The organism is Variovorax sp. GW823-FHT04B03 (assembly GCF_058796495.1).
In genome coordinates this window covers 254383-269906 of the sequence record NZ_JBXAIT010000006.1, presented here as the reverse complement: position 1 = coordinate 269906, position 15524 = coordinate 254383, and the positions used below count along the sequence as shown (strand labels likewise).

General features: G+C 68.8%; 12 protein-coding genes. 7 read left to right on the top strand and 5 right to left on the bottom strand.

Annotated features, from left to right (window positions below):
• Positions 1 to 8 precede the first annotated feature (8 nt).
• The 3 genes from AC1RAD_RS25190 to AC1RAD_RS25180 form a co-directional block, all read right to left on the bottom strand.
• Complete coding sequence (locus tag AC1RAD_RS25190; RefSeq protein WP_492737824.1) at positions 9 to 3101, bottom strand: glutamate ligase domain-containing protein; 3093 nt, start codon at positions 3099 to 3101, stop codon at positions 9 to 11.
• 111 nt (positions 3102 to 3212) lie between these two features.
• Positions 3213 to 3710, bottom strand: a complete 498-nt coding sequence (locus AC1RAD_RS25185; protein WP_062479666.1) for an OmpA family protein — start codon at positions 3708 to 3710, stop codon at positions 3213 to 3215.
• Between the two features lie 89 nt (positions 3711 to 3799).
• Positions 3800 to 8446 carry a hypothetical protein gene (locus tag AC1RAD_RS25180; RefSeq protein ID WP_492737822.1) on the bottom strand — a complete coding sequence of 1549 codons (4647 nt, stop codon included), beginning with the start codon at positions 8444 to 8446 and terminating at the stop codon, positions 3800 to 3802.
• A gap of 298 nt (positions 8447 to 8744) precedes the next feature.
• Between AC1RAD_RS25180 and AC1RAD_RS25175 the strand changes: the two genes are divergently transcribed.
• Positions 8745 to 9179, top strand: coding sequence for a DUF1841 family protein (locus AC1RAD_RS25175; RefSeq protein ID WP_492730930.1), 435 nt, complete (start codon positions 8745 to 8747; stop codon positions 9177 to 9179).
• Between the two features lie 7 nt (positions 9180 to 9186).
• On the opposite strand, the gene AC1RAD_RS25170 is transcribed toward AC1RAD_RS25175, so the two are convergent.
• Positions 9187 to 10185, bottom strand: a complete 999-nt coding sequence (locus tag AC1RAD_RS25170; protein ID WP_492737820.1) for a LysR substrate-binding domain-containing protein — start codon at positions 10183 to 10185, stop codon at positions 9187 to 9189.
• Positions 10186 to 10288: 103 nt separating this feature from the next.
• Here AC1RAD_RS25170 and pcaH point away from each other — a divergent pair, with 103 nt between their 5' ends.
• Complete coding sequence (gene pcaH, locus AC1RAD_RS25165) at positions 10289 to 11011, top strand: protocatechuate 3,4-dioxygenase subunit beta (protein ID WP_062482599.1); 723 nt, start codon at positions 10289 to 10291, stop codon at positions 11009 to 11011.
• Between the two features lie 12 nt (positions 11012 to 11023).
• Positions 11024 to 11635 carry a protocatechuate 3,4-dioxygenase subunit alpha gene (gene pcaG / locus AC1RAD_RS25160; RefSeq protein ID WP_159279303.1) on the top strand — a complete coding sequence of 204 codons (612 nt, stop codon included), beginning with the start codon at positions 11024 to 11026 and terminating at the stop codon, positions 11633 to 11635.
• 81 nt (positions 11636 to 11716) lie between these two features.
• Here the strand turns inward: pcaG and AC1RAD_RS25155 are convergent, their stop codons facing one another.
• Complete coding sequence (locus AC1RAD_RS25155; protein ID WP_095948066.1) at positions 11717 to 12409, bottom strand: c-type cytochrome; 693 nt, start codon at positions 12407 to 12409, stop codon at positions 11717 to 11719.
• 150 nt (positions 12410 to 12559) lie between these two features.
• On the opposite strand from AC1RAD_RS25155, the gene AC1RAD_RS25150 reads away from it, so the two are divergent.
• The 4 genes from AC1RAD_RS25150 to AC1RAD_RS25135 are packed head-to-tail and all read left to right on the top strand — an operon-like array spanning position 12560 to position 15509.
• On the top strand, positions 12560 to 13414 hold the full coding sequence (locus AC1RAD_RS25150; protein WP_095746764.1) for an AAA family ATPase: 855 nt from the start codon (positions 12560 to 12562) through the stop codon (positions 13412 to 13414).
• 3 nt (positions 13415 to 13417) lie between these two features.
• On the top strand, positions 13418 to 13666 hold the full coding sequence (locus AC1RAD_RS25145; protein ID WP_159279304.1) for a hypothetical protein: 249 nt from the start codon (positions 13418 to 13420) through the stop codon (positions 13664 to 13666).
• Between the two features lie 46 nt (positions 13667 to 13712).
• Complete coding sequence (locus AC1RAD_RS25140; RefSeq protein WP_159279305.1) at positions 13713 to 14300, top strand: GNAT family N-acetyltransferase; 588 nt, start codon at positions 13713 to 13715, stop codon at positions 14298 to 14300.
• Positions 14301 to 14321: 21 nt separating this feature from the next.
• Positions 14322 to 15509 carry a vWA domain-containing protein gene (locus AC1RAD_RS25135; protein ID WP_062482585.1) on the top strand — a complete coding sequence of 396 codons (1188 nt, stop codon included), beginning with the start codon at positions 14322 to 14324 and terminating at the stop codon, positions 15507 to 15509.
• The last annotated feature ends 15 nt before the right edge of the window (positions 15510 to 15524 follow it).

The following is a 15524-nucleotide window of genomic DNA, read 5'->3' as shown; positions in this document are numbered from 1 at the left end:
GTTCCATCTCATGGCAGTGCTTTCAAGACCCGGGCCAGCCGGGAAAGACCGACACCCGCGGAGCTTTTCGCCAGCACCCAGTCGCCTGGTTGCAGCAGCCCGCCGAGTGCGGTGGAGAGGTCGGACACATCGACAAACCAATGGGAGCGGACCTTGGTGCGGATGCGCGTGTGAAGCGCCCGCATCAAAGGTCCGCACAGGAGCACGCGGTCAGGTTGCGACGCCAGCAACTCGGCCTCCAGATCGAGGTGATGGCGTTGCGCCGCGGGCCCCAGCTCCTGCATGTCGCCCAGGATGGCCACCCGGCGCGCAGGCTCGCAGGGGGCTTGTGACAGCAACTCAAGCGCCGCCCGCATCGAACTCGGGTTGGCGTCGTAGGTTTCATCGATCAGCTTGAAGCTCCCGCCGCCGATGTGAATGGTGTGCAGCGCACCGCGTCCGCCCGGCGGCTCGAAGTGCGCAAAGGGTTCGACGGCCGCGGCCAGCGGCAGGCGCAGCGCCTGCAGCGCGGCCAGCGCGGCTACTGCACTCGCGCCCATGTGGCGGCCCGGCGCGTTCAGGCGCAGCTGGAAGGGCTCGCCGGCCACCTCGGCCTGCACCTCGCCGTGGTCGAAAGCGAGCAGGCGCACGTCGGCGTCCTTGTGCTCGCCGTACGTCACGATCTGCAGCTGGTGCGCCATCGCGGCTTCGGCGAAGGTGGCGAACTCGGGCATGTCGCGGTTGAGCACCACGCGGTCGCCCGCAGCCATGGCCTGGAACATGCGGCAATCGAGCCGCGCGGCGGCCTCCGACGGGCCGCGGTGTTTCTGCGACGCGGCCGACAGCCCCGTCACCACGATGAGCGACGGCCGCATCAGCTGCGCCGAGGCCGGCATGTGCGAGGTCCCCATTTCGAGCACCCAGTACGCGGCATGGCGCGGCATGCAGGTGAGGTTCCATGCGATGCCCGACGGCAGGCTGATGTTGCCTTCGGGCTGCGCCACCTCGCCCCACACGGTGAGCGCGCCGGCCAGCATGGCGGCCACGGTGCTGCTGCCCGCGCCGCTGCCCAGCACGCCGCACACGCGGCCGGTGAACTCGGTGCGCGCGTGGTCGCCCAGCTCGAGCACGGCCTGCAGCACGTTGGGCACCTGCAGCACGGGCACGCGCTTGTCCAGGTGCGGCTTGGGGTCGGTGCACAGCACGGCCGCGGCCGGCTGCAGCACGCCCTTGAGCGTGACGGCGGCCAGCGGCGTCTTCGAGGGCCGGGCCTGGTGTTCGAACACGACGCGGCCCTTGCGCATGAAGGTGCGCTGGGTCACGCCGGTGGCGCGCCAGCCGTCTTCGGGCTTGACCACCCACTCGCCGCCGGTCACGCGCGCCATCTCGCTGGCCGTCCAGACCGCGCCGTCGTCGCGCACGCCACCACCACCGCCGCCGGGGCCCGCGCCGCCGGGCTGGCTGCGCCGGTCGAGCAGGTAGCGGTGGTAGGCCGCGAAGCCCGTCACGTACTGCTCGACGTCGTCGATGCGCACGCGGAACGAGTGGTGCCGCACGAAGAAGGCGCCGACGACCGTGGACGGCCGGCGGAAGTACATCGCCATCTCGGGCCAGAAGAAGCCGTTGAGCAGGTAGTGCGCGCGGTAGTCGAGCGCGCGGTAGAACTTCTCGGTGTCCAGCTCGTCGAGCAGGTGCCGCATGGCGGGCATGCTCTCCAGCCGCTGCAGCATCTGCTGCGCCGCCAGCATGAGGCTGAGCAGCGTGGGAAAGGTGGTCTTGCGGTCGAGCACGAAGTCCAGGTAGCCCGCCACGTTCTGCAGCCCGAAGCGGAAGTAGCGCTCCTGCGGGCTCCACTGCGTGAGCTCGTTCACGCAGCCGCTGAGCCAGTGGTCGTGCGACTGCCAGTGCTGGCTCGCAATGAAGTGGTCGAAGGCTTTCTCGACCGCGGCCAGCCAGCGCGGATCGCGCGTGAGGCCGTACAGGCGCATGAGGCCGAAGGCCGCTTCGCCGTCGTAGAAGATGACGCGCGAGGCCTGCTTGAGCGACAGGTCAGCCGCGTGCAGCACGTGGTCGAAGCGCCCGCTGGCCGGGTCCTGCAGCGCCACGATGCCCAGCGCGAGCTTCTCCAGCAGCGGCAGCCAGTGGCGCGTTTCCATCAGCTCGCAGTAGCGCACGAACATGCGCACGCAGGCCGCGTTGCCGCCCAGTCGGATCTCGCCGCCGGTGTCGACCAGGTAGGCCACCTCGCGGCCGTCGGGCAGCGTGTAGTCGCGGATCAGCGCGTCGGTGAGGTGGTCGATGGCGCGGTCGATGGCCGCGCGCAGCGTGTCGTCGCGCGTGAGCTCCCAGGCCTCGAGCATGGCATGCACGGTGCCCGCGTGGCGCATCGCGTCGTAGGTCGGGATGCGGCGGTCGAAGCACGGGAAGTAGCCGTACACGAACAGGCCGTCGCTTTGCATCTGGCGCGCCAGGTACGACGAGCCGCTGCGCACCAGCTCGAGCACCGCCTGCGGGTTGAGCGCCGGCAGCTGGCGGCGGCCCGCGTCGAGCCCCGTGCCCACGAGCTTGTGCACCACGCCGTCGGGCTGGCAGAACACGCCGACCGTGGCCAGCAGGTACACGGTGCGCTCCGACGACTCTTCCAGCGGCAGCGTGCGCTCGAAGCGGGCCTGCGCATAGACGTCGAAGTTGCGCACGTTCACCACCGAATGCGCGATGGTCGAATCGCCGCACAGCATGGCGTTGGCGTTGAGTTCCTGCTCGGTGAAGGCGAAGCCGAAGTCCTGGTCGAAGGCCAGGCCGAGCCGGAAGTAGTTGCGCTTGACCGCGGTGAGCTGGGTCTTGAACTGCGTCCAGTCCATGGGACTGGCGCCCTCGACCCAATCGATGCGCAGCCAGGGCGAGACGATGCCGCGCTCGCGCACCCATCGCTCGACGAGGTCGGCGCCTTCGCGCCAGGCGGTCTCGAAGTCGTCGGCCCGCGCATGCACGACGTGCGCACGCTGGGAGCCGTCGCTCACCGAGAAGAAGAGCGTGAAGGCCGGGTACGGGGCAGGCAACGCCGCGCACACGGACACCAGGCGCTCGTGGCAGGCGTGGAGCTGGTCTGAGAAGGACATCATTCGGCCCCGGTCGAATGCGGGCGAAGGCCGGTCGCGTCCGTCATCTGCTCTCGCTTGAATGACGTGATCGCGGACCGGAAGCCGCCCGTGAAATCATCGCGTGCTCCCGATTCAGCGGTAGCTGAACTCGGCGCGACGATTGAGCTGATGGCCCTCCTCGGTGGTGGCAAGCGATGCGGGCTTTTCAATGCCCCAGCTGACGGCTTCGATGCGTTCGCCCGGCACGCCCATCTGCGTGAGCATGCGCTGCACAGCCTCGGCGCGGCGCTGGCCGAGCGCGAGGTTGTACTCGCGGCCGCCGCGCAGGTCGGTGTGGCCTTCGATCACGACCCGGCTCGCCGGCCGGTTGCGCATGTAGCCCGCGTGCGCCTCGACGATGCTGCGGTCGCCCGTTCTGACGTCGTACCGGTCGAAGTCGAAGTAGACGATCTTGGCCGGTGTGTTCGGCGGCGGCGGCGGGGGTGCCGGCTCCACCTTGGGCACTTCGCGCACGCTCTTGTTGGAGTAGTAGTAGGTCGCGTCGTCGCGACCGCCCTTGGGCGGCACACCGCAGGCAGCGAGGCTTGCGCCCATTGCCACGAGGGCCAGTATCCGGAAATTCTTGTTCATGACGGTCCTTTCGCGGGACGGGCCGCTGACGGCCCGTCCCTGTCTGCTTGCTATCGAGGTTTCCCTTCCTCCTTCTTCGTGTCCTTGGATCAGCCCAGCAGGCCGTGCAGGATGTTCGTCACGGGTGCCAGGGCACCGCCGGCCGGGCTCTGGTCGAGCAGGCTGGTGATCGGGGTGAGCACGTTGTCGAGCACCGGGGCCACCGTGTGTTCGACGGTGTCCAGCACACCGGTCACGACCGCGGCCACCGGGGCTGCCGGCGTGCCGGCGAGGATGTCGGTCACCGGTTCGACTGCGTTGGTCACGGTTTCGACCACCGTCGAGACCACCGAGCCGGCCGAGCCGTCGAGGATGCTCGTCACCGGTTCCAGGATGCCGGCCACCGGTTCGGCGCCACCCGTCAGGCCGCCGAGCAGGCCGCCCACGAGGCCATCGGCACCGAGCAGGCTGCCGACCAGGCCGTCGTCACCGAGGACGCCACCGAGCAGACCGCCTTCGCCGCCGCCGAGCACGCCGCCCAGGAGGCCGCCGTCACCGCCGAGGACCCCACCGAGCAGGCCGTCGTCGCCCAGCACGCCGTCGAGCAGGCCACCGGCGTCGCCGCCGGTCACACCGCCGAGGACACCGCCCAGCAGGCCGTCGTCACCGAGGACGCCGTCGAGCAGGCCACCGGCGTCGCCGCCGGTCACACCGCCGAGGACACCGCCCAGCAGGCCGTCGTCACCGAGGACGCCGTCGAGCAGGCCACCGGCGTCGCCACCGGTCACACCGCCGAGGACACCGCCCAGCAGGCCGTCGTCACCGAGGATGCCGTCGAGCAGCCCGCCAGCGTCGCCGCCGGTCACGCCGCCGAGGACACCACCGAGCAGGCCGTCGTCGCCGAGGATGCCGTCGAGCAGGCCGCCAGCGTCGCCGCCGGTCACGCCGCCGAGGACACCGCCCAGCAGGCCGTCGTCACCGAGGATGCCGTCGAGCAGGCCGCCAGCGTCGCCGCCGGTCACGCCGCCGAGGACACCACCGAGCAGGCCGTCGTCGCCGAGGATCCCGCCGAGCAAGCCGCCGTCGCCACCGAGGACGCCGCCCAGGAGGCCGTCATCACCCAGCACGCCGCCGAGCAGGCCACCGTCACCGCCGAGGACGCCACCCAGAAGGCCGTCGTCGCCGAGGATGCCGCCGAGCAGGCCACCGTCGCCGCCGAGGACGCCACCCAGGAGGCCGTCATCACCCAGCACGCCACCGAGCAGCCCACCGTCACCGCCGAGGACGCCGCCCAGGAGGCCGTCGTCGCCCAGCACACCGCCGAGCAGACCACCGTCGCCGCCGAGGACACCACCCAGAAGGCCGTCGTCGCCGAGGATGCCGCCGAGCAGGCCGCCGTCGCCACCGAGGACGCCACCCAGAAGGCCGTCGTCACCCAGCACACCGCCGAGCAGACCACCGTCGCCGCCGAGGACACCGCCCAGGAGGCCGTCGTCACCCAGCACACCGCCGAGCAGACCACCGTCACCGCCGAGCAAGCCGCCCAGCAGGCCGTCGTCACCCAACACGCCGCCAAGCAGACCACCTTCACCGCCGAGGACGCCACCCAGGAGGCCGTCGTCACCCAGCACGCCACCGAGCAGACCGCCTTCACCGCCGAGCAAGCCGCCCAGCAGACCGTCATCACCCAGCACGCCGCCGAGCAGGCCACCTTCGCCGCCGAGGACACCACCCAGGAGGCCGCCCTCGCCGAGCACGCCACCCAGCAGACCGCCTTCGCCGCCGAGCAAGCCGCCCAGCAGGCCGTCATCACCCAGCACGCCGCCGAGCAGGCCACCGTCGCCGCCGAGGACACCGCCCAGCAGGCCGCCGTCGCCACCCAGCACGCCACCCAGCAGGCCATCGCCACCGATCAGGTTGGCCACGCCGTCGGTCACGAAGTCGACCTGCGTGTCCACCGCGTTCAGCAGGCCGTTCGTCGCGCCGGCGCCGAGCAACTGGTCGACCACCGGGCTGACCAGGCCGCCCACGCCGTCCGTCACGTCGTCGACGAGGCTGTCGGCCGGGTCGAGCACGTTCGGGTCGTTCGGCGTGAAGCTGGAACCGAGCACCGGGGCCAGCAGGCCGTCGACCGTGTCGGTCAGGCTGTCGGTCAGTTGCGAGACCGGGGCCAGCACGTCGCCCAGGCCGAGGTCGCCGAGCACGCCGTTGTTCAGGCCGTTCACCAGCCCGGCCACCACGCTGTCGGCCGGGTCGAGCAGGGCCGCGCCGGTGCCGGGGGTGCCGCCACCGCCGATGCCGCCGAGCACGCCGCCCAGCAGACCGCCGACGAGGCCTTCTTCACCGAGCAGGCCGCCCACGGGGCCGTCTTCGCCCAGCAGGCCACCGACCACGCCGTCCGGTCCGAGCAGGCCGCCGACACCGTCGCCGCCGAGCAGGCCACCCAACGGGCCGTTGTCGCCCAGCAGGCCGCCGAGCAGGCCGTCGTCACCGAGCAGGCCACCGATGGGGCCGGTGCCGCCGAGCAGACCGCCGACCAGGCCGTTGTCGCCGAGCACGCCGCCCAGCACGCCGTCGCCGCCGAGCAGGCCGCCGATGGGGCCGGCATCGCCGAGCAGGCCACCGACCAGGCCGTCGTCACCCAGCAGGCCGCCCAACGGGCCGTCGCTGCCGAGCACACCGCCCAGCAAGCCGTCGTCGCTCAGCAGGCCGCCGACGAGGCCGTCGTTGCCGAGCAGGCCGCCGATGGGGCCGCCTTCGCCGATGACACCACCGAGCACGCCGCCCAGCAGGCCGTCGTCGCCGCCGAGCAGGCCGCCCAGCGGGCTGTCGGCGAGCAGGCCGGAGATCGCGCCGTCCTGGCCGAGCAGGTTGTCGATGAGGCCGCCCTGGCCGAGCAGTTCGCCGGTGAGGCCTTCCGAGCCAGCCAGGCCGGCCAGTGCGCCGTCGCCGCCGAGCAGGCCGCCCACGAGGCCGTTGTCGCCCAGCAGGCCGCCGATCGCGCCGTCGTCGCCGAGCAGACCGCCCAGCAGGCCGTCCGCGCCGAGCAGGCCGCCGGTCAGGTTGCCGACGGCGCCGTCGCCGAGCAGGCCGCCGACGAGGCCGTCTTCGCCGAGCACGGTGTCGAGCAGGCCACCGACGGCGGTGTCTTCACCCAGCAGGCCACCGACCAGGCCGTCCGGTGCCAGCAGGCCACCGACCAGGCCGTCTTCGGCCAGCACGCCGGCCACGAGGCTGCCTTCGCCGAGCACGTTCTCGAGCAGGCCGCCGAGCGCGCCGTCGTCGCCCAGCAGCTGGTCGGTGACAGCGCCCAGGCCGAGCGCGTCGGTGAGGCCGCTGACGATGCCGTTGTCGCCGACGAGGTTCTCGAGCCCGTTGTTGAGCGCGTCGGTCACGTAGTCGACCTGGCCGAGCAGGCCGTCCAGGATGGCACCGGCGGCGCCGGCACCGAGCAGCGGATCGAGCACCGGGCTCAGCGCTTCGCCGAGCGGGTCGGTGATGCTGCCAACGGTGTCGTCGATCGGGTCGAGCTGGTTCGGGTTGTTGGCCTGGAACTCTTCGCCGAGCAGCGGAGCGAGCACGTCGTCGACGACGTCGGTCAGGTCATCCACCACCCCCGCCACCGGGGTCAGCGAGCCACCAAGGCCGAGCGCGTCATCCAGGCCGTCGACCACGCCACCCACGATGCCGTCGGCTGGGTCGAGGAGGTGGTCGGCGTCTGCGTCGGAGTCGCTGTCAGAGTCGGAGTCGGAGTCGCTATCCGAGTCCGAATCAGAGTCGCTGTCCGAGTCAGAGTCTGAATCCGAGTCACTGTCCGAGTCGGAATCAGAGTCGCTATCCGAGTCGGAGTCAGAGTCGCTGTCCGAATCCGAATCCGAATCCGAGTCAGAGTCCGAATCAGAGTCGCTGTCCGAATCCGAGTCGCTATCGCTGTCGGAGTCGCTGTCCGAGTCGGAGTCAGAGTCCGAATCGCTGTCCGAGTCCGAATCGGAATCCGAGTCGCTATCCGAATCCGAATCCGAATCCGAATCCGAATCCGAGTCAGAGTCGCTGTCCGAATCCGAGTCGCTGTCCGAATCCGAGTCGCTGTCAGAGTCCGAGTCGGAATCCGAATCCGAATCAGCGTCCGCATCGGACTCACCGCCCGGGCCGCCCACGAACAGCGGGAAACCGGTGGTGCCACCGTCGCCGCCACCGCCGCTCAGTGCAGCACCCAGCGCCGCGGCGCCCAGGGCGCCCAGGGCGAATTCACCGAGGCCGATGCCGCTGCCGGCCGCGGTCTTCTTGGTCACTGCCAGAGCGGCCGCATCGGCGTCGCTGTCCGGCGGGGTCACCTGCAGGTCGCCCGAGGCGACGTCCACATTCACTTGTTCGAGGCCGCCGGGCAGCTTGGTCGAGCCGATGGTCGCATCGGTGCCACCGGTGAAGACGCCGGCCAGCGGCGCCTTGTTGGAGGCCGATCCGGGGAACAGCACGTTGGCCTGGCCGCCGTCCGGCACGATCACGCGGTCGCCGGCCATCAGGGTCTGATTGCCGTCCACCGGAATGCGGACACCCTCGCGCATCACTGCAACGCCGGGCGTAGCATTGGACAATGTGCCCACGCTGGGCGACGCCACGGCCGCAGGCGCGGCGGAGGCGCCGGCGCTGATGCCCGGCGTGCCGAGCGGCGTGACGGTGGCTTGGGCGAGAACCACGGGCGCGCCAGTGGCGGCGAGCCCTTCGGTCGAAACGGTCGATGCTTGTGGAGCGGTCATGGCAGCCTCTGTGACAAAAGATGCATCTACAGGGGCAACTTGCGTGCCGCTTTTCCGCCGCCGTGCCAACGCCGCGCCATCGGCGCTTCAAGTGATTGATTTGTATGGATATTTTTCTGAAAACCGCGCAGCGCACCGACCTCCGAAACAGCCCGTAAGGAGGTCAATTCGCGATTCGTTACGTAACGATGTAACGCCTCGTACCCGGAACGCCGGGCATGTCGCGCGCACTTTCCACAGCCCTGGCGCCCACGCCGCGCCACCCGCTTTTTCTCTTTCCTTCTTCTCTCTTCTATATATGTTCAATCCCTCCCAGGAAGACGTGCGCCGCTTCTTCTGCGACGTGTACGCCAAGCACCGGCAGGGCCTGCCGATGGAGCCGCTGGAGACCATCGCGGCCGGCTGGATCGACGAGCACCCCGAGTACCACGAGGACCTGGTCGACGCCGATGCGGCGGTGGCGCGGGTCTACGACGGATCGAACGGCCGCGAGAACCCGTTCCTGCATCTGTCGATGCACCTGTCGATCAGCGAGCAATGCTCCATCGACCAGCCGCGCGGCATCCGCCAGGCCGTCGAACTGCTGGCCGCGCGCCGCGGCTCGCTGCTGCATGCGCACCACGAGGCGATGGATTGCCTGGGCCAGATGATGTGGGAGAGCCAGCGCGCGGGGCGCCCGCCGGACGGCGATGGCTATGTGGCCTGCGTGCAGCGTCGCGCAACGAAGGACTGACGAACTGTCAGCCGGTCGCGCGCGGGGTGGTTCCCTTTCGCGCCGGCAACGCCCCCTGCGCCTTCGCCGCTTCGCGCAGCAGCCCCGCCATCGCGGCGCGCAGCGGCGACGGCTCGGCCTCGCTGCGCTGCAGGAGGCCGACCGGCTCCTCGGTGCCGGTGGTGTCGATCGGTAGCCGCACCAGGCGGCCGTCGGCCAGCTCGCTGCGGGCAGCGCCCAACGGCGTGATCCACACCGCATCCGACACCGCCACCAGCGCGCGCGCCACCGCCACGTCCAGCGTCTGCAGGGCATTGCGCGGCAGCGCGAGGCCGCGCGCCGACAAAAAGCTCTCGGTGTTGTGGCGCGGGATCGTGCCCTCGCCGTACACGACCAGCGGATAGTCGAGCACCGCCTGCACCGGCGCCGGCTTGAGCGCGAGCGGGTGGCCGGCGCGCACGGCGAACACCAGCGGCTCGGTGTGCAGCAGCTCGAAGCTCAGGCCGCCCATGAGACGCGGATCGCTCATGCGGCCGACCACGAGATCGAGTTCACCGGCGCGCAGCTCGTCGAGCAGCACGGCGTTGGCCGCGCTCTTCACCAGGATCTGCACCGCCGGCCAGCCCTCGCGCAGCCGCGCCAACGCCACCGGCAGCAACGCGGGCGCCACGCTCGGCAAGGCGCCGATGCGCAGGCGCTCGATGCGCCCGCCCGCGGCCGGCGCCACGGCCTGGGCGCTGGCGTCGAGCGCTTCGAGCACGCGCAGGGCGTGGGCCAGCAGCTGTTCGCCCGCCGGCGTGAGGCCCTGCACGCCGCGGCGACCGGCCTGGCTGCGTTCCACCAGCCGGGTACCGACCACGGCCTCGAGCTCCGACAGCGTCTTGGACACCGCCGGCTGGCTCAGCGCCAGCCGCTCGGCCGCGCGCGCCAGGTGGCGCTCCTGCGCGACCGCGACGAAGGCGCGCAGGTGCCTCAACTGCACGTTGCGCACGAAATCCTGGCGAAGCTCGGCGGGAGAATTTTTCAATGCCTTCTGGTTATTGAAACTGGAACAATCTTCAATTTACATCATTGATTGCGACTTCTACAGTGCGGGCTTCGGATTCGTCCCACGACAGGAGACAACGTACATGACCAAGACCAGCGGCGTTCAGCCCACCCTCACCCCGCGCGACTGGGACGCCCATCCCAGCTACATCTACCCCGGCTACAAGTCGACCGGCAAGCGCGGCCCGCAGAAGCCGCTCATTCCGCTGAAGGCCTCGCTCGGCGAGCTGCAGCAGCCGGTGTACGGCCACGACAGCATCGGCGAGTTCGACCACGACCTCACGCGCAACGCGCGCGTCAACGGCGAGCCGCTGGGCGAACGCATGATCCTCACGGGCCAGGTGCTCGACGAGCGCCGCCGTCCGGTGGCCAACACGCTGGTCGAGCTGTGGCAGGCCAACGCCTCGGGCCGCTACGTGCACAAGGTCGACCAGCACGACGCCCCGCTGGACCCCAACTTCCTGGGCGCGGGCCGCTGCCTGACCGACAGCGAAGGCCGCTACCGCTTCCTCACCATCAAGCCCGGCGCGTATCCCTGGGGCAACCACCCGAACGCCTGGCGCCCGCAGCACATCCACCTGTCGCTGTTCGGCCAGAGCTTCGCCAGCCGCCTCGTGACGCAGATGTATTTCCCTGGCGACCCGCTGCTGCAGTACGACCCGATGGTCACCGGCACGCCCGAGCGCTACCGCAACCGCCTCATTGCCGACTTCAGCCTCGACATCACCGAGGAAGGCTACGCGCTGGGCTACCAGTTCGACATGGTGCTGCGCGGCGCCGATGAAACGCCGTTCGAGAACCGCTGAAAGGAATTCCCCATGCCATTGATGACCGCACAGGAAGCCGACTTCGGCCAGACCCCCTCGCAGACCGTGGGCCCCTACTTCGCCTACGGCCTCACCGCCACGCAGTACGGCTACAACTTCAACCAGCCCTTCGACGCCGTGCTGGCGCTGGACACCGCCAGCGGCCAGCGCATCCGCCTCGAAGGCCGCGTGATCGACGGCGACGGTAACCCGATCAATGACGCGCTGGTCGAGATCAGCCAGCCCGACGGCGAAGGCCGCTACCCGCAGACGCCCGACGAGGCGCGCGCCCTGGGCTTTCGCGCCTTCGGCCGCGTCGGCACGGGCACCGACGCGCAGAACCGCTTCGTGTTCCACACCGTCAAGCCCGGCGCCGAAACGCCCGGCGAAGCCCCGCACATCAACGTGATCGTGCTGATGCGCGGCCTGCTGCTGCATGCCTTCACGCGCGTGTACTTCAGCGACGAGGCCGAGGCCAATGCGAAGGACGCCGTGCTGCAGAGCGTGCCGGCCGATCGCCGCCACACGCTGATCGCCGAGCGCGTGGAGCAAGGCGGCGCGGTGACGTACCGCTTCGACATCCGCATGCAGGGCGCGGACGAGACGGCCTTCTTCGACGTCTGACCCCCGGGAAAATCCGGACGAAAAAAAGCCCGCATCAGCGGGCTTTTTCTTTGGAGCACCAGTCTTGCGGACTGGCCCTGCTTACTGGGGCGCGTGATGCAGACGCGATTCAGGCACGACCTTCAGTTCGCCGGGCAGCGAGCTGATGTAGGTGGCCAGCGTCTTCAGCTCGGCGTTGGTGAACTTCTTGGGTTCGACCTGCGCGGCCATCACGGCGTTCGAACGGCCCAGGTGGGGGTTGTTCTTCACACGGTACGACTTCAGCGCCACGAACAGGTAGTCGGCGTGCTGGCCGGCCAGCTTGGGCACGGTGCCGTCGTTCGGCGTGTTGAAGTTGGCGCCGTGGCACTTGGTGCAGCTGTTGTCCTTGTCGCGCGCGATGAGCGCCTGGACGTTCTCGGACGCGGCCTTGGCCGGTGCGGCCGGCGGTGCATCGCCTTCCTTCACGCCCAGCTGGCTGTAGTAGGCCGAGAGGTCGGCGATGTCCTGTTCGGTGAGGCTGTCGGCGATGGCGCGCATCGTCGGGTGCTTGCGGTCACCGCCCTTGTATGCGGTGAGCGCGGCCGAGATGTAGGTGGCGCTCTGGCCCGCGATCATCGGCACCTTGTGGATCTCGGGGAAGCTCGCCTGGTAGCCGATGATGCCGTGGCAACCCACGCACATCTGGACCTTCTTGGCTCCGTCCTGGGCCTTGCCAGTGACTTGTTGGGCTTGGGCCGAGACCGTCACGCAAGCGACAGCAAGGGCAAACATCGTGGTCAACAACTTGTTCATTTTGCGCGCACAATCTCGTGGAGATACAGTTTTTCGAATCAACATTCGATTATATGCAAGGGTCCCACGGGAACCTCGCGCGGGCTGCACAAGAGACTGCGCAATGCAGATCGAGTGTGTTCTTTTCTCCACCCTGCCTCCGCTCCACTCATGAAATTCAAGGGCTCAGACAACTACGTCGCCACTCAGGACCTGATGCTGGCGGTCAATGCGGCCATCACACTCCAGCGCCCCCTGCTCGTCAAGGGCGAGCCCGGCACCGGCAAGACCATGCTGGCCGAGGAAGTGGCGCAAGCGCTCGACATGCCGCTGCTGCAGTGGCACATCAAGTCGACCACCAAGGCGCAACAGGGCCTGTATGAATACGACGCCGTGAGCCGCCTGCGCGACTCGCAGCTGGCCGACGTGGACGGCGGCCAGCGCGTCAAGGACATCCAGAACTACATCGTCAAGGGCGTGCTGTGGCAGGCCTTCACGGCCGACAAGCCGGTCGCGCTGCTGATCGACGAGATCGACAAGGCCGACATCGAATTCCCGAACGACCTGCTGCGCGAAATCGACCGCATGGAGTTCTACTGCTACGAGACGCGCGAACTCATCCGCGCCAAGCACCGTCCGCTGGTGTTCATCACCTCGAACAACGAGAAGGAACTGCCCGACGCCTTCCTGCGCCGCTGCTTCTTCCACTACATCAAGTTCCCCGATGCCGAGACGATGAAACACATCGTCGCCGTGCATTTCCCGGGCCTGAAGCAGGAGCTGCTCACGTCCGCGATGAAGACCTTCTACGACGTGCGCAACCTGCCCGGCCTGAAGAAGAAGCCCTCGACCTCCGAGCTGCTCGACTGGCTCAAGCTGCTGGTGGCCGAAGACATTCCGCTCGAAGCCCTGCAGAGCAAGGACGACAAGGTCGCCGTGCCGCCGCTGGTGGGCGCGCTGCTCAAGAACGAGCAGGACGTGACCCTGTTCGAGAAGCTCGTCTTCATGCAACGCAACAACCGCTAGGCCATGAGCCGGCAACCGCATTCCACCCGACAGCTGATGAAGCTGGGCATCGCCCAGGCGGTGCTGTTCGTGGTGGGCGCGCTGATCGGGCGCGGGATCGGGCTCTTGCTCGGACTCGACGCCTTCGGCACCGACAGCAAGTACGGCACGCGCGAGATCGTCGGCATTGCGCTGATCGGCCTGGGCGGCGGCGCCGGTGCGCAGGCCGCGCGCGCGTGGTACGTGCACAAGTACGGCGACCCGCGCGGCTGAGCCCCAGATCCCCCGAGACCTGCACGGAGACACGGAGAGTTTGCACATGGCGTTCGTCGAACCCGTCACGCTGAAGGCCCGCGGCCTCGCGCTGGTGCCGCTGGCACTCACCCACGAAGACGGCCTGCGCGCCGCGGCCGCCGATGGCGCGCTGTGGAAGCTGCGCGTCACCTCCGTGCCCGAGCCGCAGGACACGCGTGCCTACATCGAGACCGCCCTGAAGACGGCCGACCGCTTCGCCTTCGCCGTCACCGACGAAGCCACCGGCACCGTGCTGGGCAGCACGAGCTTTCACGACATCCTTCCGGGCGTGAAGCGCGTCGAGATCGGCTACACCTGGTACGCCGAGCGCTGCCAGCGCACCCACGTCAACACCACCTGCAAGCTGCTGATGCTCACGCACGCGTTCGACACGCTGGGCTGCAACGTGGTGGGCTGGCGCACCGACAACTTCAACTTCGCCTCGCAGCGCGCCATCGAGCGCCTGGGCGCGAAGAAAGACGGCGTGATCCGCGGCCACGTGATGCGCCGCGACGGCACCATCCGCGACACCGTCATGTACAGCCTGCGCGCGGGCGAATGGCCCGAGGTGAAGGCCCAGCTGCAGTACCTGCTCGACAAGCCGCGCGGCTGAACGAAACACAAGGAGCGCTCCATGCTCATCGACTTCTTCTACACCCTGCGTTCGGCCAAGCTGCCAGTGTCGGTCAAGGAATACCTCACGCTGCTCGAGGCGCTCAAGTCCGACGTGGTGGGGCCGAACTCCGACGGCGCCTACGGCATCGACGACTTCTACTACCTCTCGCGCACCGCGCTCGTGAAGGACGAGAAGCACTACGACAAGTTCGATCGCGCCTTCGCCGCCTACTTCAAGGGCGTCGAGATGCTCACCGACTTCACCAAGGAAGTGCCGCTCGACTGGCTCAAGAAGACGCTGGAGCGCGAGTTCACCGCCGAAGAAAAAGCCAAGATCGAGAAGATGGGCTGGGACGAGCTCATGGAAACGCTCAAGAAGCGCTTCGAAGAGCAGAAGGAGCGCCACGAAGGCGGCAGCAAGTGGATCGGCACCGGCGGCACCTCGCCCTTCGGCAACGGCGGCTACAACCCGCAGGGCATCCGCATCGGCGGCGCGGGCAAGAACCGCAGCGCCGTGAAGGTGTGGGACCAGCGCGCCTACAAGGACTACGACGACACGCAGGAACTGGGCACGCGCAACATCAAGGTCGCGTTGCGGCGCCTGCGCAAGTTCGCGCGCGAAGGCCACGAGGAAGAGCTGGACCTGGACAACACCATCCACTCGACCGCCGCCAACGCCGGCTACCTCGACATCAAGATGCGGCCCGAGCGCCACAACAACGTCAAGGTGCTGCTCTTGATGGACGTGGGCGGCACGATGGACGAGCACATCCAGCGCGTCGAAGAACTGTTCTCGGCCGTGAAGACCGAGTTCAAGCACCTGGAGTTCTACTACTTCCACAACTGCGTCTACGACTTCATGTGGAAGAACAACAAGCGCCGCTTCTCCGAGAAGTTCGCGACCTGGGACATCCTGCGCAAGTACAACAAGGACTACAAGCTGATCTTCGTGGGCGACGCCACGATGAGTCCTTACGAAATCTTGCAACCTGGCGGCAGCGTCGAATACAACAACGAAGAGGCCGGCGCCGAGTGGATCCAGCGCCTCACGCACACCTTCCCCAAGTTCGCCTGGATCAACCCCGAGCCCCAGGGCGTGTGGCAGTACCGCCAGAGCATCGCGGTGATGCAGCAGCTCATGTCCAACCGCATGTACCCGCTCACGTTGCGCGGCCTCGAAGAGGCGATGCGCATGCTGTCCAAGTAACCCGCGGCCCCGCAC